Source organism: Profundibacter sp., from assembly GCF_965277155.1.
Taxonomy (GTDB): Bacteria; Pseudomonadota; Alphaproteobacteria; order Rhodobacterales; family Rhodobacteraceae; genus Profundibacter.
Genome location: NZ_CBDIBV010000013.1, coordinates 437,495 through 459,969 on the forward strand (window position 1 = coordinate 437,495; position 22,475 = coordinate 459,969).

Annotated in this window: 19 protein-coding genes and 2 pseudogenes; 7 read left to right on the forward strand and 14 right to left on the reverse strand. The window is 55.7% G+C overall.

Annotation, left to right across the window (positions count from 1 at the left end):
- Positions 1-11: 11 nt before the first annotated feature.
- Positions 12-1,607 (reverse strand): cytochrome-c oxidase, cbb3-type subunit I, encoded by a 1,596-nt coding sequence (gene ccoN / locus ACQY4M_RS17370; RefSeq protein WP_428546745.1) that lies wholly within the window; start codon positions 1,605-1,607, stop codon positions 12-14.
- 204 nt (positions 1,608-1,811) lie between these two features.
- Between ccoN and ACQY4M_RS17375 the strand changes: the two genes are divergently transcribed.
- Positions 1,812-2,651, forward strand: a complete 840-nt coding sequence (locus ACQY4M_RS17375; RefSeq protein ID WP_428546748.1) for a universal stress protein — start codon at positions 1,812-1,814, stop codon at positions 2,649-2,651.
- A 2-nt stretch (positions 2,652-2,653) separates the two neighbouring features.
- Here the strand turns inward: ACQY4M_RS17375 and ACQY4M_RS17380 are convergent, their stop codons facing one another.
- Positions 2,654-3,013 carry a hypothetical protein gene (locus ACQY4M_RS17380; RefSeq protein WP_428546751.1) on the reverse strand — a complete coding sequence of 120 codons (360 nt, stop codon included), beginning with the start codon at positions 3,011-3,013 and terminating at the stop codon, positions 2,654-2,656.
- Here ACQY4M_RS17380 and ACQY4M_RS17385 point away from each other — a divergent pair.
- Entirely contained in the window at positions 3,012-4,211 is a 1,200-nt protein-coding gene (locus ACQY4M_RS17385; protein ID WP_428546754.1) for a DNA polymerase Y family protein, read from the forward strand. The two genes, ACQY4M_RS17380 and ACQY4M_RS17385, sit on opposite strands and share 2 nt — an antisense overlap.
- 17 nt (positions 4,212-4,228) lie before the next feature.
- On the opposite strand, the gene fnrL is transcribed toward ACQY4M_RS17385, so the two are convergent.
- The gene (gene fnrL / locus ACQY4M_RS17390; protein ID WP_428546757.1) at positions 4,229-4,969 is read right to left on the reverse strand and encodes a transcriptional regulator FnrL; all 741 of its coding nucleotides are present in this window, start codon (positions 4,967-4,969) and stop codon (positions 4,229-4,231) included.
- A gap of 73 nt (positions 4,970-5,042) precedes the next feature.
- On the opposite strand from fnrL, the gene hemN reads away from it, so the two are divergent.
- Positions 5,043-6,398 (forward strand): oxygen-independent coproporphyrinogen III oxidase, encoded by a 1,356-nt coding sequence (hemN, locus tag ACQY4M_RS17395; RefSeq protein ID WP_428546760.1) that lies wholly within the window; start codon positions 5,043-5,045, stop codon positions 6,396-6,398.
- A 145-nt stretch (positions 6,399-6,543) separates the two neighbouring features.
- Positions 6,544-7,587 (forward strand): IS5 family transposase, encoded by a 1,044-nt coding sequence (locus ACQY4M_RS17400; protein ID WP_428539227.1) that lies wholly within the window; start codon positions 6,544-6,546, stop codon positions 7,585-7,587.
- Positions 7,588-7,724: 137 nt separating this feature from the next.
- Here ACQY4M_RS17400 and ACQY4M_RS17405 read toward each other — a convergent pair whose 3' ends face one another.
- The 6 genes from ACQY4M_RS17405 to ACQY4M_RS17430 all read right to left on the reverse strand — a co-directional run bounded on the left by ACQY4M_RS17405 (position 7,725) and on the right by ACQY4M_RS17430 (position 15,134).
- A complete protein-coding gene (locus ACQY4M_RS17405) occupies positions 7,725-8,546 on the reverse strand; it encodes a S1 family peptidase (protein WP_428546763.1) in 822 nt (273 codons plus the stop codon).
- A gap of 135 nt (positions 8,547-8,681) precedes the next feature.
- The gene (locus tag ACQY4M_RS17410) at positions 8,682-10,286 is read right to left on the reverse strand and encodes an ABC transporter ATP-binding protein (RefSeq protein ID WP_428546766.1); all 1,605 of its coding nucleotides are present in this window, start codon (positions 10,284-10,286) and stop codon (positions 8,682-8,684) included.
- The gene (locus ACQY4M_RS17415; protein WP_428546769.1) at positions 10,283-11,389 is read right to left on the reverse strand and encodes an ABC transporter permease; all 1,107 of its coding nucleotides are present in this window, start codon (positions 11,387-11,389) and stop codon (positions 10,283-10,285) included. Before ACQY4M_RS17415 ends, ACQY4M_RS17410 begins: the two co-directional genes overlap by 4 nt.
- Positions 11,389-12,471: a microcin C ABC transporter permease YejB gene (locus ACQY4M_RS17420; protein ID WP_428546772.1), complete on the reverse strand. Its 1,083-nt coding sequence runs from the start codon at positions 12,469-12,471 to the stop codon at positions 11,389-11,391. Before ACQY4M_RS17420 ends, ACQY4M_RS17415 begins: the two co-directional genes overlap by 1 nt.
- A 20-nt stretch (positions 12,472-12,491) precedes the next feature.
- Positions 12,492-14,405, reverse strand: a complete 1,914-nt coding sequence (locus tag ACQY4M_RS17425; RefSeq protein WP_428546775.1) for an extracellular solute-binding protein — start codon at positions 14,403-14,405, stop codon at positions 12,492-12,494.
- A 177-nt stretch (positions 14,406-14,582) separates the two neighbouring features.
- Positions 14,583-15,134 carry a c-type cytochrome gene (locus tag ACQY4M_RS17430; RefSeq protein ID WP_428546778.1) on the reverse strand — a complete coding sequence of 184 codons (552 nt, stop codon included), beginning with the start codon at positions 15,132-15,134 and terminating at the stop codon, positions 14,583-14,585.
- Between the two features lie 96 nt (positions 15,135-15,230).
- Here ACQY4M_RS17430 and ACQY4M_RS17435 point away from each other — a divergent pair, with 96 nt between their 5' ends.
- Positions 15,231-16,064, forward strand: a complete 834-nt coding sequence (locus ACQY4M_RS17435) for a prephenate dehydratase (protein ID WP_428546781.1) — start codon at positions 15,231-15,233, stop codon at positions 16,062-16,064.
- Here ACQY4M_RS17435 and ACQY4M_RS17440 read toward each other — a convergent pair.
- The 4 genes and pseudogenes from ACQY4M_RS17440 to ACQY4M_RS17455 all read right to left on the reverse strand — a co-directional run.
- Positions 16,061-16,534: an SRPBCC family protein gene (locus tag ACQY4M_RS17440; RefSeq protein WP_428546784.1), complete on the reverse strand. Its 474-nt coding sequence runs from the start codon at positions 16,532-16,534 to the stop codon at positions 16,061-16,063. The genes ACQY4M_RS17435 and ACQY4M_RS17440 overlap by 4 nt on opposite strands.
- A 40-nt stretch (positions 16,535-16,574) precedes the next feature.
- Positions 16,575-17,534: an NAD(+) diphosphatase gene (gene nudC / locus ACQY4M_RS17445; RefSeq protein ID WP_428546787.1), complete on the reverse strand. Its 960-nt coding sequence runs from the start codon at positions 17,532-17,534 to the stop codon at positions 16,575-16,577.
- Between the two features lie 95 nt (positions 17,535-17,629).
- Complete coding sequence (locus ACQY4M_RS17450; RefSeq protein WP_428546790.1) at positions 17,630-17,752, reverse strand: hypothetical protein; 123 nt, start codon at positions 17,750-17,752, stop codon at positions 17,630-17,632.
- Between the two features lie 65 nt (positions 17,753-17,817).
- Positions 17,818-18,696: pseudogene (locus ACQY4M_RS17455) on the reverse strand (IS5 family transposase); the annotation flags it as partial.
- A gap of 55 nt (positions 18,697-18,751) precedes the next feature.
- Between ACQY4M_RS17455 and ACQY4M_RS17460 the strand changes: the two are divergent.
- Positions 18,752-19,884 (forward strand): IS3 family transposase gene (locus ACQY4M_RS17460; protein WP_428539245.1). Its coding sequence is split into 2 segments (ribosomal slippage): positions 18,752-19,004 and positions 19,004-19,884, totalling 1,134 coding nucleotides; the frame shifts between segments, so codons are not numbered across the junction.
- Between the two features lie 38 nt (positions 19,885-19,922).
- Here ACQY4M_RS17460 and ACQY4M_RS17465 read toward each other — a convergent pair.
- On the reverse strand, positions 19,923-20,123 hold the full coding sequence (locus ACQY4M_RS17465; RefSeq protein WP_428546792.1) for a hypothetical protein: 201 nt from the start codon (positions 20,121-20,123) through the stop codon (positions 19,923-19,925).
- Between the two features lie 174 nt (positions 20,124-20,297).
- On the opposite strand from ACQY4M_RS17465, the pseudogene ACQY4M_RS17470 reads away from it, so the two are divergent.
- Positions 20,298-22,277, forward strand: a pseudogene (locus ACQY4M_RS17470) (bifunctional 2',3'-cyclic-nucleotide 2'-phosphodiesterase/3'-nucleotidase).
- Positions 22,278-22,475: the final 198 nt, after the last annotated feature.

Below are 22,475 nucleotides of genomic sequence, written 5' to 3' on the forward strand. Positions count from 1 at the left end.
CCGTTCCCTCCTTATTCTGCTGGAACGGCTGCGGTGGCATCGGCTTTCACCGGACGCTTCGCAACTGTTGCCCAAAGATTATACGCCATGATGATGCCACCGGTCAGGTACAAGAACCCGCCAATTGCGCGCACAACGTTCATTGGCCATTTGGCTTCTACGGTGTCGGCGAACGAATTCACAAGGAAACCGTTGGGGTCAACTTCGCGCCACATCAGACCTTCCATGATACCCGATACCCACATCGAGGACGCGTACAGAACGATCCCGATTGTGGCCAGCCAGAAATGGTAGCTTACCAGCTTCAGCGAATACAGGCCTTCGCGGTTCCACAGACGTGGCACCAGGAAGTACAGCGCACCAAAGGTGATCATGCCATTCCAGCCCAGAGCGCCAGAGTGAACGTGACCAATGGTCCAGTCGGTGTAGTGCGACAGCGAGTTCACAGCGCGGATCGACATCATCGGACCCTCGAATGTGGACATGCCGTAGAAACCGATCGACACAACCATCATGCGGATAACCGGATCGGTGCGCAGTTTGTCCCACGCGCCAGACAGCGTCATCAGACCGTTGATCATACCACCCCATGAAGGCATCCACAGGATGATCGACATAACCATACCCAATGTGCCGGCCCAGTCAGGCAGCGCGGTATAGTGCAGGTGGTGCGGACCAGCCCAGATATAAAGGAAGATCAGCGCCCAGAAGTGGATGATCGACAGTTTATACGAAAATACAGGGCGTTCGGCCTGCTTGGGCACGAAATAGTACATCATGCCAAGGAAACCGGCCGTCAGGAAGAAGCCCACAGCATTATGGCCATACCACCACTGAACCATCATATCCTGAACACCCGAGAACACCTGAACCGATTTCGAGCCAAACAGCGACACGGGGATCGACAGGTTGTTAACGATGTGTAGCATCGCGATGGTGATGATGAACGACAGGTAGAACCAGTTGGCCACATAGATGTGCTTTTCTTTACGCTTGTAAAGTGTGCCCATGAATACGGCCAGATAGGCGACCCATACAACAGTCAGCCACCAGTCGGTCAGCCATTCCGGCTCGGCATATTCTTTGGACTGTGTTGCGCCCAGAATGTAGCCCGTTGCGGCCAGAACGATGAACAGGTTGTACCCCCAGAACACAAACCATGCGAGGTTGCCGCCCCAGAGGCGTGCAGCGGATGTGCGCTGGACAACATAGAAAGACGTGGCAATCAGGCCATTCCCGCCAAAGGCAAAGATAACAGCCGATGTATGCAAGGGACGCAAGCGGCCAAAGTTCAGATAACCTTGGGCCCACTCAAAGTTCAGGTTCGGAAAGGCCAACATTGTGGCAATCCAGTCACCGGCCAGAAACCCGGTAATCCCCCAACCAACCGTGGCAATCACGCCCGCGCGGACTACGCCATCAAGGTATCCTTCTGCCTTTGGTTTTTCATCCCCAAGCCCACGCACTGTCCATATGAACAGAATAAGCGCAGCAACCATGATAATGATCGCATGCACCGTATAGGCCAGATCTCTTGAGTAATTGGCGGCGATGGCGGCTAAAACCACCACTGCGCCAACTACAATCAGTTTAATGTAGTCCCACATTGCACGTCCCTTCGTCTTTTTCTCCCGGCGCGACTCACACTTCGCCCGGCTACTTTGCGACTAGATGCGGTATGCCGCGCCCAGACACAACCCACCTTGATCTATATCAATTTTTGCATGTGTCTCTTTTGATCGACATCAAGGCTTTTTCGTCTCGTTCGGTTATTCTTGTATATATAGACATTCCTTAAGGAGACCTCTCCAATGGCCTATAAAACGCTACTCACTGTTATCACAGATCCGGCAATCGCAAAACCCGCCCTTGATCGGGCTGTCGCAATAGCCCGCGCAGAAGAGGCACATCTGGATGTGCTTTGCATCGGTGTGGATCGCACCCAGACTGGCTATTACTATGCCGGGGCCAGCGCGGTTTTCCAGCAGGAAGTCATTGAAAAGGCAAAAGAAGAAGCCGTCGCCGCCGAAACCTATGCGAACAAACACCTCGCCAACGAGGGCATACCCTTCGCGGTAGACAAAGCGGTTGCCCAACTGGCCGGACTGGGCCGGTTGGTTGCGCATCGGGCCCGTTTCAGTGATCTTGTGGTGCTGCCCCGGCCCTATGGCAAAGGGTGCGGCCAAGAACAGGAAACCATTGTCGAGTCGACCCTGTTTGAAGGCCAGGTGCCCACTCTGGTGGTGCCGCCAAAAACCAAGGCAAATGTAGAAGCAAAACGCATTATTATTGCCTGGAACGAAAGCAGCGAGGCAATGGCAGCCGTTCGTGCGGCTTTGCCCGCCCTGATTGCGGCCGATTCCGTAAACATCACAGTGATTGACCCGCCCCAACACGGACCGGACCGTTCAGACCCCGGCGGGGCATTGTCGCAAATGCTGGTGCGTCACGGGGTCAAAGCGGAAATCACCGTTCTGGCCAAAACCATGCCGCGGGTTTCGGATGTCCTGTTACGCCATGCGCGCGATATGAACGCCGATATGATCGTCATGGGCGCTTATGGCCATTCGCGATTCCGCGAGGCAATTCTGGGCGGTGCCACCCGCAACATGCTGGAAAACACGAAAATTCCGGTGCTGATGGCGCATTGATTTCAATATCCGGCCCAGACGGCAATCATGTCGGCATAGTCCTTTACACTAACCTCCCGGACATCCGGGAGGGGTTCCAGTAACGCCTTTTGGAAACCGGCAACAAGCATCGGCCCCTTTTCGACATTGTGATACACATAGTCCAGTGCATCGGCCAAAGCGCGGTCCCGCACGTCTTTCTCGCCGCATTGGGCGGCCGCGTTGAACAACACTTCCATGATAACCCCCAGCGCTTCACGCTCGGATATTTCTTCACTCCAGGCGCCGCCAAAGGCGACGTTGGCAAGATGTTTGTTGCGTTCGACCATGAGAACAAAGTAGCAACATTTAACAGCCATTCGCAAGGACGATTCGACAGACATGACCCCGCTACGCACCCTTTACATTGATATGAATAGCTTTTTTGCCAGCGTCGAACAGCAAGAGGATCCTTCTTTGCGGGGCCACCCCGTTGCGATCACAGCCATATCCGCAGAATCGGGCGCCGTGGTCGCGGCAAGCTATGAGGCAAAAGCCTTTGGAATCGGTGTGGGCACCCGCATTTACGAAGCCCGCCGCAAATGCCCAGGCATTATTTTCCGCCCCAGCCGCCATCGCCTTTATGTTCGGGTGAACCAGAAAATCGCGGCGGTTCTGGATGAGTTGGGGGAACTGGAGCGGGTCAGGTCCATTGACGAATTTCAGGTCGCCCTTGGCGGTAGCACCGGCACCCTGACAGGGGCAATGGAACTGGCCAACCGAATGAAAGCCGCCATCCGTGACAGGGTTGGTTCCCAATTACGATGTTCCATCGGTCTTGGGCCAAACCATCTGCTGGCAAAGATCGCCGGAAAACTGGAAAAGCCGGACGGGCTGCAATGGCTGGCACCGGAAAACATGCCCGACCGCATAGCGCACCTGCAACTTGACGATCTGCCCGGGATATCCGGCGGCATCAAACGGCGGCTGCATCATGCAATGATATGGGATGTTCAGGCGCTATACGCTCTGGATCCCCGACATGCCCGCCAGATATGGCGCTCGGCCGAAGGTGAACGGTTTGTTCGCGGATTGCAGGGTGAAAACATCCCCCTCATGGAAACACAGAGAAACGGGTTTGGAAATTCAAAGGTTCTGGCCCCTGAATACCGGCCACCGGAACAGGCCGTTCTGGTGGGGCGCTGGCTGGTGGAAAAAGCAGTTGAGCGGATGCGGCGCAATGAATACTGCGCCAGACGCATTAGTATTCACGCAAGGTTCCTGCCCCGTGGCGGCTGGGCCGGATCAAAAACCCTTACCCCTTCACAGGATACGCGGGCTTTTCTGGATATTTACAAAACCCTCTGGCGCAAACTGTTACTTCGAAACCCGCGCATTATCGGATCGCTCAGCATTCAGTTGGGTGATATAATTCCGCTATCCCAACGCCCCGGGGAACTGTTCCTGCCATTGGAACCGGCCCGTCAGAGCCGGAATGAAAAACTATCCGCTGTAATTGACAGGATAAACCACCGGTACAAATCCCGCGTGATCACCTACGGGGTGCATCAGGATCATCCGGGCTTTTTCGAAAAAGGTTAGATGCCAGGGGCTGCCCCCTAGTTCAGCATCCCGCCATCGGCATCATCACCGGATTCATTCAATAGCTGCTGGAAATCCGGAATTGTGACGTGGCGTTTGCCTTCCAGTTGAATGATCCCTTCGTTGCGCAGGGCAGAAATCTGGCGGCTGACCGTCTCCAGTGTCAGTCCCAGATAATCCGACATGGCCACACGGGTCAGCGGCAGGTCGAACACCAGCGGGCCATCGCCCCCCTTCAATTGCAAGGTCGCATCGCGCCGCGCAATAATGGCAATCAGGCTGGCAATCTTCTCGCGCGCGGTTTTGCGCCCCAGAAGAAGCATCCATTCCCGCGCCGCATCCAGTTCGTCCAGCGTCATCTCCAGCAACCGCTGCGCGATATGCGGGGTTTCCGCCATCATCGCTTCAAACGGTTTCTTGCGAAAACAACACATCACCAGATCGGTTGTGGCGACGACATCATAGGGGGCGAATTCACGCCCCGGGCGACCGACAAAATCGCTGGGCAACAACAGGCCCACCATCTGCGTGCGCCCGTCCTCCATGGTTTGGGTCAACGACGCGATTCCCGAAACAACCGAGCCGACAAAATCCATCCGGTCGCCGGACCAGACCACAGTCTGCCCCGCTTCATAGCTGCGGTAATACTTCATCGTATCCAGCACCTTCTGCTCGTCTTCATCACATCGCGCACAAACGGCACGGTGGCGGATCGGACATTCCCCGCATACTCGGTCAGATAGGTCGGCTAGATTCATAAATCGTTCGCGCTTTTCTTCGTCTTGATCTCGATCAAAGAGATTCATCCCGTTCACGGGTAACTCTACTTGAATGACAGGACAATCGCAACTTGCACGGCTTGGATTATTTGACGCACGGGTGCCACGCTATACCAGCTACCCGACGGCGCCGCATTTCGGTGCGGATGTTAACCAAAGCCACTTCACCAACTGGGTTCGCGCGATCCCGGAGGGCTCATCCATTTCGCTTTACCTTCATGTGCCGTTTTGTCGGCATTTATGCTGGTTTTGCGCCTGTCGCACGCAGGGCACCCAATCCGAGGAACCCGTGCGCGCCTATCTGGAAACCCTGAAATCCGAACTGGCCCTGCTAAAGAAAATCCTGCCCGCAGACCTGACCCTGTCGCGGTTGCACTGGGGCGGCGGCACGCCAACCCTGATGACCGCCGACATGATTTCCGAACTGGCAGGCACGGTTCTGGACATGATTCCCATGGCAAAGGGCGGCGAATTTTCCGTCGAAATCGACCCCAACGAAATAGATGAATCCCGCATCAAGGCACTGGCCGAGGCCGGTATGAACCGCGCATCAATCGGGGTGCAGGATTTTGACGAGGAAATTCAAAAGGTCATTGGCCGCATTCAAAGCTACGAGCTGACCAAAGAAGCCGCCGACATGATCCGCGCCCACGGCATCGACAGCCTGAACGCCGATATCCTCTATGGCCTGCCGCACCAGACCGATACGCGCATTGCCGAATCCGTGCTGAAACTGCTGACCCTGAACCCCAGCCGCGTGGCCCTATACGGTTACGCCCATGTGCCGTGGATGGCCAAACGCCAGCAGTTGATCCCGACCGACGCCCTGCCCGCCCCCGAAGAACGCCTTGGCCTGTTCGATGTGGCCCGCAAACTGTTCATGGCCGACGGGTACAAGGAAATCGGCATCGACCATTTCGCCCTGCCCGACGACGGGCTGGCGGTGAAGCAGCGCGAAGGGCATCTGAAACGTAATTTTCAGGGCTATACCGACGACACCTCGGATGTGCTGATCGGGCTTGGCGCCTCCTCAATCTCGAAATTTCCGCAAGGCTTTGCGCAGCACGCCTCGGGCACCTCGCAATATACCACCGCAGTGCGGGACGGTAAATTCGCCACGGTGCGCGGCCACGTCTTTACCGAAGACGATCTTTTGCGCGCCCGCATGATCGAAGCGCTAATGTGCGATTTTCGCATCAACAGCGCCGAGATTCTGGACAAGTTCGACATCACCCGTACCCAGTTGGAAGCGATGTACAAAAAGGCGTCGGACGATTTCGAAGGCCTGCCGCAAATCACGGCAGAAGGCTTCTACCTCCCCCCCGAAGCCCGCCCCCTGACCCGCATGGTCGCCCGCAGCTTTGATGCCTATGATCTGTCCAAGGCGGGGCATAGTTCGGCGGTTTAGCGGGAGGCTAAGTATTTTGATCTTTCATTCGGTCGATTACAGGCCATAATAAAGTAAAGGGAACCTCTAAAAATCCCCCAAAATCCGGCCTGACGGGGTAGAATCGTCATCAGGATGAAAATGATTCGACCGACGGGGTTTTGTCATGGGTCAGATGGGATTTTTTGATCTTTCCAGCCGATACGCGGGACTGGACAAATCTGGTGATCCGCTGGTGTTGCTCAACGACATGGTGCCGTTCGAGGATTACCGGGACGAGCTGAAGGCCATATGGCGCACGCCGCCCGAACAGCGCAAATCCAACGCTGGCCGCCCGCCTTGGGATGAGGTGCTGATATTCAAGACGATGGTTTTGCAGCAGCTCTACAACCTCTCTGACGATCAGATCGAGTATCAGATCCGCGACCGCCTGTCGTTCATGCGGTTTCTCGGCCTTGGCATTGAAGACAGCGTACCTGACGCCAAGACCATCTGGGCCTACCGTGAAAGGCTGGCCGGGGCCGGGAAGATGAAGGAGCTGTTTGACAAGTTCGATGCCTTTCTGCGCGAAAAGGGCTATCTGGCGATGGGCGGGCAGATTGTTGATGCGAGCATCGTTCCGGCGCCGCGCCAGCACAACAAAAGGGACGAGAACGAGAAAATCAAGGCGGGCGAAACGCCTGAAGAGTGGGAGGAAAAACCCCACAAGAAGCGCCAGAAGGACGTGGATGCGCGCTGGACGAAGAAGCACGGCAAGAGCTATTACGGCTACAAGAACCACATCAATGTCGACCGGCGGCACAAATTCATCCGCGCTTATGATGTCACCGATGCCGCCGTGCATGACAGCCAGGCGCTTGCCGGTCTGATTGATGCGAGCAACACCTCATCGGACCTGTGGGCCGACAGCGCCTATCGCTCGCAAAAGATCGAAAGCGAGCTGGAAGAGCGGGGGCTTCACAGCCATATCCATCACAAGGGCAGGCGCGGCAAGCCGCTTGGCGAGCGCCAGCAAAAGGCCAACCGGAGGCGCTCGAAAGTGCGGGTCCGGGTCGAGCATGTATTCGCTTTTCAGGAGCGCTCCATGGGCGGCAAGCTGATCCGCTCCATCGGCCTGAAGCGGGCGCGATTTCGCATCGGGATGATGAACCTGGTCTACAACATGAAGCGCTTCGTCCAGTTCGAATGCGGCCTGGCGGCGCCGGGATAAGGGTTCATGGGGTGAGGTGTGCCTGAAATACCCAAAACCGGCTTGAAACCGGTGAAAATGGGTTTATGATCCGAAGCAATCAGGCGGGACAGGCGAAAAACCGTCCACCCCGCCGCGAAGAAGGCGAAAACGGGAATTTACAGAGGTTCCCTAAAGCTGCCGCAAGATGGTTTATTGTCGTTTCCAGAAAGTTCCCGACTGACCACACCGACAATACGCCCTGAAGCATTAAATACGGGACCGCCACTCATTCCGCTGGGCCAATCACTTTCGACGAAAGCGATTGGTGATCGCTCATAATACCCTCGTCCGTCTAGTTTGATGTCCGTGATCTGTGCGAATGAAAGCGCCATTCCTTCATTCTGCATAAAACCTCTGGCATTTGTTTCACTGATTAGCTTGATGTCTGGAAATCCCACCGCACAAACCCATTCACCAATTTCAGGAGATTTAATAGAAACTCTTGGTAACCAGTTTTCAGGCGGCAGAGGCGCATCGGATTGGAATTTGAGCAAAAGTATGTCTGAAAGTCGCTCAACCCTCATTTTTCCTTTCATCTCAGCAATAGGGTCATCTTTCACTGCAACGTCAAAAACAAACTGTTGAACCGGTTGCGAATACACCTTTGGTATGTAAACTGTTCCCATAATAACGCTTCTTGATGGAATAATCGTACTTAAACCATACTTCAGACTACTTAAGTCTAGCTCCCTCTCTCCATCTGCGCTGATCGAGGGGAACTCAATGCTCCCAATATCCAGCAAATGCTCGGCAGTTATACCAAAGGGAATTCCTCTAACAAAAAAACCTGTTCCACAACCTTTTGTCTCAATACCATCCGTTGCGAAAACTGGGCATACACAACGCCCCCAACCTCCTGGATCGTAGCATGAGTACTTACCTAAGATCTTTGGGCGGTTCTCGAATTCCTTTGCAAACATCTCACAAAAGCTAAACATGTTTCTAATGGGTCTCCGCTTGGTTCGCTTATTAGTTGCCAGATATAGGCCATGTCCAAGTACATTTATTGTTCACAAACAACATGGTTCGGAATCGGCTATTTCAACCATTAGGGTGTTACACTTTATATTGTTTTACCTCCCACCCTTCACCTTCAAATCAAACGCCGCCGCCATCAGCGCCTTAGTGTACTCCGTCTGCGGCGCGTCAAACACGTCCGCCGCGTCCCCCGTTTCCACCACGTCGCCCTGTTTCATGACCATCACCTTGTGCGCCATCGCCCGCACCACCCGCAGGTCGTGGGAAATGAACAGATAGGCCAGCCCGTGTTTGCGCTGCAACTCGCGCAGCAGATCGACGATCTGCACCTGCACCGTCATATCCAGTGCCGAGGTTGGCTCGTCCAGCACCAGCAGTTTGGGCCGCAGGATCATCGCCCGCGCAATGGCGATGCGCTGGCGTTGGCCACCGGAAAATTCATGCGGGTAGCGGTCCATCAGGGCGGGGTCCAGCCCCACCTCTTGCATGATCTCGGCCACCATTTCGCGTTCGTCCCGCCCCGGGTCCAGACCATGCACGCTTAGCCCCTCGGCGATGATCTGTTCAATCGACATGCGCGGGGAAAGGGATCCGAAGGGATCCTGAAACACAATTTGCATATCACGGCGCAGCGGGCGCATCTGGCCGGGTTTCCATCCGGCAATATCCTGCCCCGTGAACACAATTTGACCTTCCGAGCCAATCAACCGCATGATCGCCAGCGCCAGCGTGGTTTTGCCCGAACCGGATTCCCCGACAATTCCCAGCGTTTCACCGCGCCGCACCGAAATCGAGGCCTCATTCACCGCTTTCACATAGCCCGACACCCGCCGCAGCAAGCCGCGATAGATCGGGAACCAGATACGCAGCCCTTTGGTGCGCACCACTTCCTCGGCGCCTTCGGGCACCGGCGTGGGCTGACCCACCGCTTCGGCCTCAAGCAGCATTTGCGTATAGGGATGTTGCGGATTATCGAAAATTTCAGCCGTCGCCCCTTGTTCGACAATTTCGCCATCCTTCATCACATAGACCCGATCCGCGATTTTGCGCACGATGCCAAGGTCATGGGTGATGAACAACATGCTCATCTGTTCGGCGCGTTTCAGATCGGCCAGCAGTTCCAGTATCTGCGCCTGAATGGTCACATCCAGCGCCGTGGTGGGTTCGTCCGCGATCAGCAGTTCCGGTTTATTGGCCAGCGCCATAGCGATCATCACCCGCTGGCGCTGCCCGCCGGACAGTTGGTGCGGATAGGCCCCCAGACGGCTTTCGGCATCACGGATACCCACCTTGCGCAGCAGTTCCAGAATACGGTCTTGTGCAGGTGTGCCGTGCAGGCCCTGATGCAGTGACAGGCTTTCGGCCAGTTGTTTTTCGATGGTGTGCAGCGGGTTCAGGGATGTCATCGGCTCCTGAAAGATAAAACTGATGTCGTTGCCACGCACACGGCGCAACTCGGCATCATTCGCGCCAACCATTTCCGCGCCGTCATAGGTGATGCTGCCGGTGATATTCGCACTGTCGGGCAGTAGCGAAACGGTGGACAGTGCCGTCACCGATTTGCCCGACCCACTTTCCCCCACAATCGCCACGGTTTCCCCGCGCCCCACAGTCAGCGACACGCCCTTGACCGCACGGGTTTCCTTGCCGTCCTGCCGGAATGTGACAGACAGGTTTTGAATGTTCAGGATATCGCTCATTCAAAGGTCTTTCTGGGGTCGAACGCATCGCGCACCCCTTCGAATATAAATACCAGCAGCGACAGCAGGATCGCGAATACGAAAAAGGCGGTGAAGCCCAGCCATGGCGCCTGAATGTTCTGTTTCGCCTGCAGGGTCAGTTCACCCAGTGATGGCAATGATGACGGCAGGCCAAAGCCCAGAAAATCCAGCGTGGCCAGTGTGGCGATCGAGCCGGTGACGATGAACGGCAGGAAGGTTAGCGTGGCAACCATCGCGTTGGGCAGCATGTGACGGAACATGATCACACGGTTCGAAACGCCCAGTGCCTTGGCCGCGCGCACATATTCGAAATTGCGCGCCCGCAGGAATTCGGCCCGCACCACGCCCACCAAGGCGGGCCAACCGAACAGCACGGTGATAAACACCAGCAACCAGAAACTGCGCCCCAGTATGGCGGACAGGATGATGATGACATAAATCGACGGGGTCGAGGACCAGATTTCCAGCAACCGCTGGAATGTCAGGTCGATCCAGCCGCCAAAATAGCCCTGTACCGCCCCCGCAACGATCCCGATAACCGAGCCAATGCTGGACACCAGCAAGGTAAAGATCACCGACAGGCGGAACCCGTAGATTACCCGCGCCAGCACATCGCGTTTGGTGTCATCCGTGCCCAGCAGGTTGTGCCGGTCCGGCGGCGACGGGGCCACGCCGGGGATGTCGACGATGGTGTTGAAGGAATAGGGGATAGGCGGCCATAACAACCAGCCCTTTTCGATCTTTTCGCCTGCGATTTCACCATCCTGTGCGTCTTCGATCAGGGCCTCGGGTTCGTCAAAACAATCCTCGATCCCGCCGGTGGTGATCAGGCATTTCACCTCGATATCGCGGTAAACCGCTTCGGTTTTGAAATCACCGCCGAATTCGGTTTCGGGGTAGAAATTGAACACCGGCATGTAGTATTCGCCGCGATAGTTGATCAAAATCGGTTTGTCATTGGCGATAAATTCGGCAAACAGCGACAGACCGAACAGAATGCTGAAAATAATCAGCGACCAGTAGGCGCGTTTGTTCTTGCGGAAATTGCGCCAGCGGCGCTGGTTCATGGCCGATAGTGCCATTATTCGCCCCTCCCCTCGAAATCAATACGCGGGTCGATGAACACATACATCATATCCGACAGGATACCGACAATCAGTGCCAGCAGGCCGAAGGAGTAAAGCGTGCCTAACATCACGGGGTAATCGCGATTCACCACGGCCTCGTACCCCAGTCGCCCCAAACCGTCCAGCGAGAACAGTGTTTCAATGATCAGTGACCCGCCAAAGAACACCCCGACAAACAGCGCCGGAAAGCTGGCAATCACGATCAGCATGGCGTTGCGAAACACATGACCGTAAAGCACACTGCGTTCAGTCAGGCCCTTGGCCTTGGCGGTGACGACATATTGCTTTTTGATTTCATCCAGAAACGAGTTTTTGGTCAGCAGCGTCAGCGTGGCAAAGGACGCGATGGTCGAGGCCAGCACCGGCAGGGTGATGTGCCAGAGGTAATCCAGCACCTTGCCCATCATCGACAATTCGTCAAAATTATTCGAGGTCAGCCCGCGCAGGGGGAAGATTTTCCAGTATGATCCGCCCGCAAACAGCACCAGCAGCAGGATGGCGAACAGGAAACCGGGGATGGCATAGGCAACGATAATCGCGCCCGATGTCCATGTATCGAACCGGCTGCCGTCACGCACCGCCTTGCGTATCCCCAGCGGGATCGAGATCATATAGGCAATCAGGGTAGACCACAGACCCAGCGTAATCGAAACCGGCATCTTTTCGATCACCAGATCAATCACGCTTACGCTTCTAAAATAGCTTTCGCCAAAATCAAAGCGCATGTAGTTCCACATCATATTCAGGAAACGTTCCAGCGGCGGTTTGTCAAAGCCGAACTGCTTTTCCAGATCGGCAATAAATTCGGGCGGCAGGCCCCGTGCGCCCTGATAGCGTTCATCCCCGCCAACGCTGCCGCCACCGGCATCACCGCCACCGGCGATGGTCTGGAACGCATCGCCCTCGCCTTCCAGATTGGCAAGGATTTGTTCAATCGGGCCACCCGGCACAAACTGGATCAAGGCAAAGTTGACGATCATGATCCCAATCAGTGTCGGAATGATCAGCAGCAGTCGCCGAAGTAGATATGCACCCATTTACCTGTTGCCTGCTCTTGTTATTGAAATGCCCCTGCGGCCTTTAGGGCCGCGGCTTTTTCGGGGTTATACCACCAGATCGACAATTCCCCCAAGCTGGTTTTTGGCGGGGTGTCTTTGTAGGGGCGCTCGAACATGTTGTAATAGGCGATGTTGTGCTTGGCTTTGTACCACTGCGGCACCCAGATATGCATCGCCCGCAAAACGCGATCCAGCGCTTTGACCGCAGTTGTCAGCTCCTCGCGCGATTTGGCGCCTTCGATGGTTTTGATCAGGGAATCCACAGCAGGGTTTTTTACCCCCGAAATATTGTTCGATCCCTTCAGGTCCGCTGTGCTGGTGCCGAACATCCCGCGCAATTCGATCCCCAGTGTTTCCGACATGGAATAGCGCCGCGTCACCACATCGAAATCGAAATTCTTTTGCCGATCCTGCGCCTGTGCGGCATCCACACGGGTATAAACCGCGTTCACCCCCAGACGTTTCAGGTTTTCAACAAATGGGTTGATGATCCGTTCAAACGATGGCCCGTCATTCAGGATTTCAATGGTCAGCTTTTGCCCCTCGGCATTGTATCGCAGCCCGTCACTGCCCACGGTCCAGCCCGCCTGATCCAGCAGCTTGCCAGCACGTCGCAGCAGTTTGCGATCACTTACCTTGTCAGCCTTGGACACGGCCGGCACAAAGGCCGGTTCCGTGAAAACACTTTCAGGGATATCGGCGCGCAGGGGTTCCAGCAGAGCCAGTTCCTCGGGTGAAGGCATCCCCTCGGCCTGCATATCCGAGTTTTCCCAGAAACTGTCGGTGCGATCATAGAGACCGTAAAACAGGCTTTTGTTCGACCATTCAAAATTGAACGCCATAGAAATGGCCTGACGCACCAGCGGATCCTGCAATTGCGGGCGGCGCAGATTGAACCAGAACCCCTGTGTGCCTGCCGGGTTGCCGTCGGGCAGTTCTTCCTTGATCACCCAGCCCTTTTCAATCGCCGGAAAATCATAGCCCGTGGCCCAAAGCTTGGACAAAAACTCCTCGCGGAACCCATATGCACCGCCTTTGAACGCCTCGAAAGCCGCTGTGTAATCGGCGAAATATTCCACCTTGATCACATCGAAATTGTTTTGCCCCACATTCACCGGCAAATCCTTGGCCCAGTAATCGTCGCGCCGTTTATAGGCAACCGAGCGCCCCGCATCGACCGAGAGTAATTCATAGGCCCCCGACCCCAGCGGTGGCTCCAGCGTGGATTCCGCGAAGTCGCGAGTGGCATAGTAAGCCTTGGAGAAGATCGGAATGCCCGCCGCCGTCATCGGCAGTTCTCGTTTGATGGCATCGGCTGCAAAAGTGAATTTCACCGTCAGATCATCCAGCGCCTCGACCTTCTCAAAATCCTTGAAAAGGACTTTGTAAGTGGGGGCGCCTTTGTCCCTTAACGCCTCGAATGAAAACACCACATCTTCGGCCCGCACCGGTGTTCCGTCGGAAAACTTTGCCTCGGGGCGCATGTGGAAGATCGCCCATGACCGGTCCTCGGGGTATTCGATGGTTTCGGCCACCAGACCATACATCGCATCCGGTTCGTCCAGATTGCCGGTCATCAATGTATCGAAAAACGCAGTCGAAAGCGTCGCGGCGTTCCCTTTCAGGATATAGGGCGTCAGGCTGTCAAAGGTGCCAAAACCCCATGTCGAAAACTCGCCGCCCTTGGGGGCGTCGGGATTTACATAGTCGAAATAGGGGAAATCGGCGGGGTATTTCAATTCGCCAAAGGTGGAAATGCCGTGGGATTTGATGATCTTTTGCTCGGCCCGCACCGGGGTGACCCATAACACCGCCAAAGCCAACGCCACCATTGCCGTAAAGAATATCCACAAAGCCTGCGGCTTATGTTCGCTTCTGGATTTTGCAATGGCCCCGTTTTGGCGTGCTGGCATATTGTGCCCTCCGGTCAGTTCCGTTTGGTATTTCTGACCCTTAGCTAATGATGCACAGGCCAAACATTCAAGGCCCGAATGAAGCCACTGACGCCAAATTGACCAATCCAGTTGGCCAACCACAAAAAAAACCCGCCCGAAAGCATCGGGCGGGTTATAAAGGTCATGTTGGGCGGATCAACCGCCGATCGTTGCCAGATAGGCAATAACATTGGCGCGGTCTGTCGCTTTTTTCAGCCCGGAGAAGCCCATCTTGGTGCCGGGAACAGCATCTTTGGGCTTGGTTAAAAATTCGCTCATCCGTTCAGGTGTCCATTGGCCACCATGCTCTTGCATGGCGCTGGAATAGCTGAACCCTTCGGCTGTTGCGACGTCACGCCCGACAACACCGAACAGATACGGGCCGGTTGCATTTGCGCCCTTTTCCAGTTTGTGGCAGGCCTTGCATTTGCCAAACGTCTTTTCACCTTTGGCAACATCGGCTGCTGCCAGCAGATCGGCAAAGGTGGGTTCGTCCGACGCGGCTTCCTCCTCGGCGGGGGCTGCAGCGCCTTCTACTTCGACCGCATAGGCTTGGGTGTATTCATCGCCATGGCCGCCGCCGGTTGCGAAAAGCGCATCTGCTGCCCAGTTGCCAAAAAGGAAAAGCAACAGTGGGGCACCGATGCCGCCGACGACTTTTACGAGTGTCATTGTGTTGAACATGTCTCTATCCATCCCGTTGAACATTTGGGGGTTATCTATCCGCTTCCCCTACCTTATCGCAAGGTGTAGTTAACGCGGCATTACGCCTTTTTTTATTTTTTGTGGCGGGGGAGCATAAAAATGACCGGAAAAATTGCCTTTCAGGGTGAATTGGGGGCCTATTCGCATCAGGCCTGCATTGAAGCGCGGCCCGATCTGGAACCCGTGCCGTGCCGCACATTCGAGGACGCAATTGAAAGCGTGCGCAAAAACGAAGCGGATCTAGCCATGTTGCCGGTCGAAAATTCGACCTATGGGCGCGTGGCGGACATCCACCAACTGCTGCCGGCATCCGGCCTGCATATCGTGGACGAAGCCTTTGTGCGGGTGCATATCAATCTGCTGGCCCCAAAAGGCGCAAAACTGGAACAGGTCAAAATGGCGATGAGCCATACAGTTCTGTTGGGACAGTGCCGCGAATTTCTGGCCGAATACGGCATTCACCGCATCACTGGCGCCGATACAGCCGGATCCGCCCAACATGTGGCCGAGGAAAACAACCCCGAGCTGGCCGCGCTGGCATCCGAACTGGCGGGGGATATTTACGGGCTGGACATCCTTGCCCGCCATATCGAAGATCACGACCAGAATACCACGCGCTTCCTGCTCATGTCGCGCGAACCGGACCTGAAGCGGCGCGGGCGGTCGGGTATGATGACGTCCTTTGTGTTTCGTGTGCGCAATATTCCCGCAGCCCTGTACAAGGCGATGGGCGGTTTTGCCACCAACGGGGTAAATATGACAAAGCTGGAAAGCTATATGGTGGACGGCTCATTCTCCGCCACGCAGTTCTATGCCGAAATCGAAGGCCACCCCGATGACAAAAGCGTGCAATTGGCGATGGAAGAGCTGGACTATTTCACCGATGTGATAACGCTACTGGGTGTCTATCCGGCCGATCCGCAACGCCGTTAGCCAGATTTTCCGTCTTTGTAGCGGTCTTCAATATCACCAGCGAAACGCGCCACGCGCATCCGGTAGCGCGCTTTCAGCTTGTTTTTTGTAAGGCGCATTGATTGAACCATCACCCGCGTAGTCAGATTCTTGGGCTTTATATCCAATGCCACAATCATCCGCGTCCGCCCCCGCGACAAGGCAACGAGTTCAATAACAACCTCGCCGCCCAACCCACCGGATGTCGATCTTACCTCGACTCGATTAGGTGGATCACATTCGGTCAGCTCTGCGCGCATATTGCGGTTGCGCCCCCGGAATGGAAAAGAAATCTCCCATGTTATCAACGTGTCGGGATAGGATTTTTCGTCGGTCCTGTGCACCTGTGCCCCGCGCCGCAAAGCCGCGCGTTCAAAAACAGCAAAATCCGTCACCTCGCGGAAAACCACATCAATCGGGGCTTCTATGTCTTCTTTGGTCGAGAACTTCATTTTACGATCCGGCACTTTTCACATTTGCCGCTGTTTGCCCTTAATCCAGCCGGTCCGCAAGCCAATGCTGCACAAGGAAATGTGCAATTGCCCCGACGCGTGCGGGTTTTATCACAGGGTGGGTGCCCGCATGGACATCCAGCATCTCTTCGCGGGTTACCCACAAGGCATCTTCGATTTCTACCGGATCAATGGTGATATCGCGGCTTAACGCCTGCCCCTTGCAGCCAAACATCAGGCTGGACGGATAGGGCCACGGCTGGCTGGCCAGATAGTCAACAGTCCCCACCTTGATCCCTGCTTCCTCGAACACTTCGCGCCGAACAGCCCCTTCTATGGTTTCACCCGGTTCGACAAATCCGGCCAGCAGGGAATACATCCCTTCGGGCCAATGCGGGCTGCGGCCCATCAGAACGCTGTTGCCGTGGGTGATCAGCATAATCACCACCGGATCGGTGCGCGGGAAATGCTTGCGCTCGCACGACGGGCAATCGCGCTGCCAGCCCGCCATTGTCATTTCGCTTTCCACCCCGCAAGCTGAACAAAAACGGTGCGTGCGGTGCCAGTCAAACAGCGATTTCGCGCTGGCAATCAATTCCGCGTCGCGCGGGGACAGTTGCGCCATCACGCTGCGCAACTCGACAAACACCTGACCGGCGGGCAATGCTGGATGCTGCTGTTGGCTGGGATCAATGAATTGCGCCATTTCGGCCTGATCCAGCCCGTCAGGCTCCCAACCGAAAATATCCCGCGCGAACACTGGCGCACCCTGATCCATACCCAGAAACAACTGCCCCGCCGACGCACCCGCAAAACCCGCGTGATCCACTGGCAGGCGCACCATTGCCGCCCCGTCAACCAGCACCTTGCCCCGCCAAAGCACCAGAACCCGCGCGCCCTTGTCCGCCCAGAGTGCGGCAAGTTTCGCATCATTCCCACGCAACTCTGCCGCCCGATCCAGACCGGATCCGCCAAATGTAACCGACTCGGAATTTCGCATGTTGTCCCCTTCTTTGCCGACTATGTGACACAGCTTTGTGGACAATGACAATTCACAGGTTTGATTGTCTGCGCAAACCCAACCAATAGAGGAATTTATTTTGTCAAATCTTCTTTAAGGGTATTGGCAAGAGGGAACCTCTGTAAATTCCCGTTTTCGCCTTCTTCGCGGCGGGGTGGACGGTTTTTCGCCTGTCCCGCCTGATTGCTTCGGATCATAAACCCATTTTCACCGGTTTCAAGCCGGTTTTGGGTATTTCAGGCACACCTCACCCCATGAACCCTTATCCCGGCGCCGCCAGGCCGCATTCGAACTGGACGAAGCGCTTCATGTTGTAGACCAGGTTCATCATCCCGATGCGAAATCGCGCCCGCTTCAGGCCGATGGAGCGGATCAGCTTGCCGCCCATGGAGCGCTCCTGAAAAGCGAATACATGCTCGACCCGGACCCGCACTTTCGAGCGCCTCCGGTTGGCCTTTTGCTGGCGCTCGCCAAGCGGCTTGCCGCGCCTGCCCTTGTGATGGATATGGCTGTGAAGCCCCCGCTCTTCCAGCTCGCTTTCGATCTTTTGCGAGCGATAGGCGCTGTCGGCCCACAGGTCCGATGAGGTGTTGCTCGCATCAATCAGACCGGCAAGCGCCTGGCTGTCATGCACGGCGGCATCGGTGACATCATAAGCGCGGATGAATTTGTGCCGCCGGTCGACATTGATGTGGTTCTTGTAGCCGTAATAGCTCTTGCCGTGCTTCTTCGTCCAGCGCGCATCCACGTCCTTCTGGCGCTTCTTGTGGGGTTTTTCCTCCCACTCTTCAGGCGTTTCGCCCGCCTTGATTTTCTCGTTCTCGTCCCTTTTGTTGTGCTGGCGCGGCGCCGGAACGATGCTCGCATCAACAATCTGCCCGCCCATCGCCAGATAGCCCTTTTCGCGCAGAAAGGCATCGAACTTGTCAAACAGCTCCTTCATCTTCCCGGCCCCGGCCAGCCTTTCACGGTAGGCCCAGATGGTCTTGGCGTCAGGTACGCTGTCTTCAATGCCAAGGCCGAGAAACCGCATGAACGACAGGCGGTCGCGGATCTGATACTCGATCTGATCGTCAGAGAGGTTGTAGAGCTGCTGCAAAACCATCGTCTTGAATATCAGCACCTCATCCAGAGGTGGTCGCGGAAATTCGGACCAGTTGTTAAGGTGGATCGACTTATGAGAAAGACGATTCAAAATGACGAAACGAAAGAACCATTCTCCCGAATTCAAAGCCCGCGTTGCGCTTGAAGCAATCCGCGAGGAAATGACGATGGCGGAGCTGTCGAAGAAGTATGGTGTGCATCCAACCCAGATTGGCACATGGAAACGAGCAGCGATTGAAAACATGGCCACGGCATTTTCCAGACGGGGCCGTGATCCTGATCGGGTTGATGAAGCCCAGATTGAGAAGCTGCACTCCAAGATTGGTCAGCTGGTCGTGGAACGGGATTTTTTAGCCAACGCCTCGCAACAGTTGCTCGGGAAGCGAGGCAAAAAATGGTGAGCCGTGAGCATGATCTGAGTGTGCGACGACAATGCGGGCTACTTTCTCTGGCGCGCTCGAACCTGTATTACCAGCCAAAAGGCGAAAGTGCTGAAAATTTGCGGTTCATGACAATAATCGACAAGCAATTCTTGCAGACGCCGTGGTATGGATCACGGCAAATGGCCCGGCACATGCAGCGCCAAGGTTACAAGTGTGGTCGCCACAGGGTCCGCCGTTTGATGCGGCTGATGCGGTTGGTTCCGATCTACCAGACGCCCAACACGAGCAAGAAACATCCGCAGCATAAGATCTACCCGTATCTGCTGCGAGACCTGACGATTGATCGTCCAAACCATGTGTGGTGCGTAGATATCACCTACATTCCGATGCAGCGCGGGTTCCTCTATTTGGTCGCGATCATGGACTGGCACAGCCGCAAGGTTTTGAGCTGGAGATTGTCAAACAGCATGGAGGCAGATTTTTGCGTTGAAGCCCTGAAAGAGGCTATGGCCAAATACGGCAAGCCCGATATCATGAACAGCGACCAGGGCAGCCAGTTCACCGGGTTTGAATGGACGCAGGCGCTGAAAGAAGCCGACGTGAAAATCTCGATGGATGGCAAAGGTCGCTGGGTCGATAACCGGATGATCGAGCGGCTTTGGCGATCCTTGAAATACGAATGCATTTACCTCAACGCATTTGAAACGGGTTCGCAGACCCGCGCCGGGATCGGGAAATGGTTGGCTTACTACAACACCGAGCGCCCGCATTCCACCCACGGAATATTGACCCCGGATGAAGCCTATGACAGAAAAACAAAACCAATGAGTTTGGCAGCCTAAATGAAACCCTGATCCATCTTAAACTGGCTGCTGACTGGTCAAAAAAGTGGGACCACCTCTTCCCAAGGCGGGCGGCCAGCGTTGGATTTGCGCTGTTCGGGCGGCGTGCGCCATATGGCCTTCAGCTCGTCCCGGTAATCCTCGAACGGCACCATGTCGTTGAGCAACACCAGCGGATCACCAGATTTGTCCAGTCCCGCGTATCGGCTGGAAAGATCAAAAAATCCCATCTGACCCATGACAAAACCCCGTCGGTCGAATCATTTTCATCCTGATGACGATTCTACCCCGTCAGGCCGGATTTTGGGGGATTTTTAGAGGTTCCCAAGATTCAGCTTATCCGATTACGGTTAACCATAAGTCGTGCTAGGTTTCCCTTAATTCTTTTTGATGGAATCATAATGGAGGCTCCCATGACCTACGCAACAAAAACAACAATGACCCGCCGGAAATTTCTGGCCGGAACCGTAGCAGGAACGTCCTTGATCACACTCCACCCTTTTTCCGCCTATGCTGCCGCCAATCAGGCCCATTTGCGCATCATGGAAACCACTGATCTGCATGTGCATATCTACCCCTATGACTATTACGCCGACAAACCGCGCGATACCGTCGGACTGGCCCGCACCGCAAGCCTGATCAAGGGCATCCGTGACGAGGCAACCAATTCCCTGCTGCTGGACAACGGCGATCTGCTGCAAGGCAATCCGATGGGCGATTACATCGCGTATGAGCGCGGCATGAAAGAGGGCGACCTGCATCCGATCATCGCCGCGATGAACACCATCGGCTTTGATGCTTCGACCCTTGGCAATCTCGAATTCAACTATGGCCTTGATTTTCTGATGAAATCCCTTGCCGGTGCTGAATTCCCCGTGGTGTCGGCCAATATCGCCACGCAAATGGGCGCCACCCCCCGGGACGACAAAACGCTGGTCAAACCCTATATCCTGCTGGACCGCACCCTGACCGATGGTGCCGGTGAAACCCACCCGATCCGCATCGGGTTGATTGGTTTTGTGCCGCCACAAATCATGAACTGGGACCGTCGCCATCTGGAAGGCAACGTAACGACCCGCGACATCGTCGCCACCGCCCGCGCCTATGTCCCCGAGATAAAAGAGGCAGGCGCCGACATCATCATCGCCCTGTCCCATTCCGGAATCGAAGCTTAGTCCAGCGACGAGGGGCTGGAAAACGCCTCCTTGCAATTGGCAATGGTTGACGGAATCGACGCGATCATGTCCGGCCACCAGCACCTTGTTTTCCCCGGGCCTAAATTTGAAGGACTGAACGGGGTGGACATAGCCAAAGGCACCCTGCATGGCAAACCCGCCGTGATGGGTGGCTTCTGGGGCAGTCACCTTGGGGTTGTGGACCTGATGCTGGAACGGTCGGGCAATGAATGGAAAATCGCCAGCCATGCATCGGAAACCCGCCCCATATCCAAACGCAACGAGGACCGCAGCGTCACCGCATTGGTTGACAGCCAGCCGGATGTGCTGGCGTCTGTGGCAAAAGAGCACGAGGAAACCCTTAAATACATCCGCCGCGCGGTTGGCAAAACATCGGCCCCGCTGCACAGCTATTTCGCGCTGGTGGCGGATGACCCGTCGGTGCAACTGGTTTCAACCGCACAACTTTGGTATATCGGCGAGATGTTGAAAGGCAGCGAATATGCTGCCCTGCCGTTGCTGTCCGCTGCCGCGCCGTTCAAGGCTGGTGGCCGTGGCGGGCCCGAGTATTACACAGACGTGCCGGTGGGCGATATCGCCATCAAAAACGTGGCCGACCTGTATCTCTATCCCAACACCGTGCGGGCCGTGAAGGTCACAGGCGCGCAATTGAAAGGCTGGCTGGAACGTTCGGCCGGTATGTTCAATCAGGTCGAAACGGGCCAGGCCGATCAGGTTTTGTTGAACCCCGATTTCCCCAGTTACAACTTCGATGTGATCGACGGGGTAACCTATGAAATCGACATCAGCCAGCCATCGCGGTTCGACGCCAAAGGCGGCGAGTTGAACCCCGATGCCAGCCGTATCACCAACCTGCAATATAACGGAGCACCGGTAACGGACGATATGGAATTCATCATTGCCACCAACAATTACCGCGCCTCGGGCGGTGGCGATTTCCCGGGGGCCAAAGGCGACACCATCGTTTACGAGGCCCCCGACACCAACCGCGACGTGATCGTGCGTTATATTGTCGAACAGGGCACAGTGAACCCGCAGGCCGACGACAACTGGCGCTTCAAATCCCTGCCCGACACAACGGTTCTGTTTGATACAGGACCAAAGGCGGCGGATCATATCGGCGATGTAAAAGGCATGGTGATCGAACCTGCAGGCGATGGCCCCGACGGCTTTGCCCGCTTCCGTATCACGCTGTAGGCGTATTTGGCGAGGCATCTTTGCCCCGCCAGTTTTGACGAGGGCCGATGAAGTATTTGTTCCCCCTGCTGTTCGTTTCAGCCTGCCAGACCATACCCGTAGAAGCACCCCAAGGCCCAGCCAAATTGTTGTTCTCCTCCGGCTTCGAGGGGGTAACACTGGGACCACTGAAAGACGGCAATCAAAACATCACCGGCA

Coding starts and splice junctions, on each gene's coding strand:
- ACQY4M_RS17465 (WP_428546792.1), bottom strand. CDS start 20,123: ATGGGTCAGATGGGATTTTTTGATCTTTCCAGCCGATACGCGGGACTG.
- ACQY4M_RS17400 (WP_428539227.1), top strand. CDS start 6,544: ATGGGTCAGATGGGATTTTTTGATCTTTCCAGCCGATACGCGGGACTG.
- ccoN (WP_428546745.1), bottom strand. CDS start 1,607: ATGTGGGACTACATTAAACTGATTGTAGTTGGCGCAGTGGTGGTTTTA.
- ACQY4M_RS17450 (WP_428546790.1), bottom strand. CDS start 17,752: ATGATCCGAAGCAATCAGGCGGGACAGGCGAAAAACCGTCCACCCCGC.
- fnrL (WP_428546757.1), bottom strand. CDS start 4,969: ATGAATCTAGCCGACCTATCTGACCGAGTATGCGGGGAATGTCCGATC.
- ACQY4M_RS17405 (WP_428546763.1), bottom strand. CDS start 8,546: ATGTTTAGCTTTTGTGAGATGTTTGCAAAGGAATTCGAGAACCGCCCA.
- nudC (WP_428546787.1), bottom strand. CDS start 17,534: ATGCGAAATTCCGAGTCGGTTACATTTGGCGGATCCGGTCTGGATCGG.
- ACQY4M_RS17425 (WP_428546775.1), bottom strand. CDS start 14,405: ATGCCAGCACGCCAAAACGGGGCCATTGCAAAATCCAGAAGCGAACAT.
- ACQY4M_RS17435 (WP_428546781.1), top strand. CDS start 15,231: ATGACCGGAAAAATTGCCTTTCAGGGTGAATTGGGGGCCTATTCGCAT.
- ACQY4M_RS17410 (WP_428546766.1), bottom strand. CDS start 10,286: ATGAGCGATATCCTGAACATTCAAAACCTGTCTGTCACATTCCGGCAG.
- ACQY4M_RS17420 (WP_428546772.1), bottom strand. CDS start 12,471: ATGGGTGCATATCTACTTCGGCGACTGCTGCTGATCATTCCGACACTG.
- hemN (WP_428546760.1), top strand. CDS start 5,043: ATGACAGGACAATCGCAACTTGCACGGCTTGGATTATTTGACGCACGG.
- ACQY4M_RS17440 (WP_428546784.1), bottom strand. CDS start 16,534: ATGAAGTTCTCGACCAAAGAAGACATAGAAGCCCCGATTGATGTGGTT.
- ACQY4M_RS17375 (WP_428546748.1), top strand. CDS start 1,812: ATGGCCTATAAAACGCTACTCACTGTTATCACAGATCCGGCAATCGCA.
- ACQY4M_RS17385 (WP_428546754.1), top strand. CDS start 3,012: ATGACCCCGCTACGCACCCTTTACATTGATATGAATAGCTTTTTTGCC.
- ACQY4M_RS17415 (WP_428546769.1), bottom strand. CDS start 11,389: ATGGCACTATCGGCCATGAACCAGCGCCGCTGGCGCAATTTCCGCAAG.
- ACQY4M_RS17430 (WP_428546778.1), bottom strand. CDS start 15,134: ATGTTCAACGGGATGGATAGAGACATGTTCAACACAATGACACTCGTA.
- ACQY4M_RS17380 (WP_428546751.1), bottom strand. CDS start 3,013: ATGTCTGTCGAATCGTCCTTGCGAATGGCTGTTAAATGTTGCTACTTT.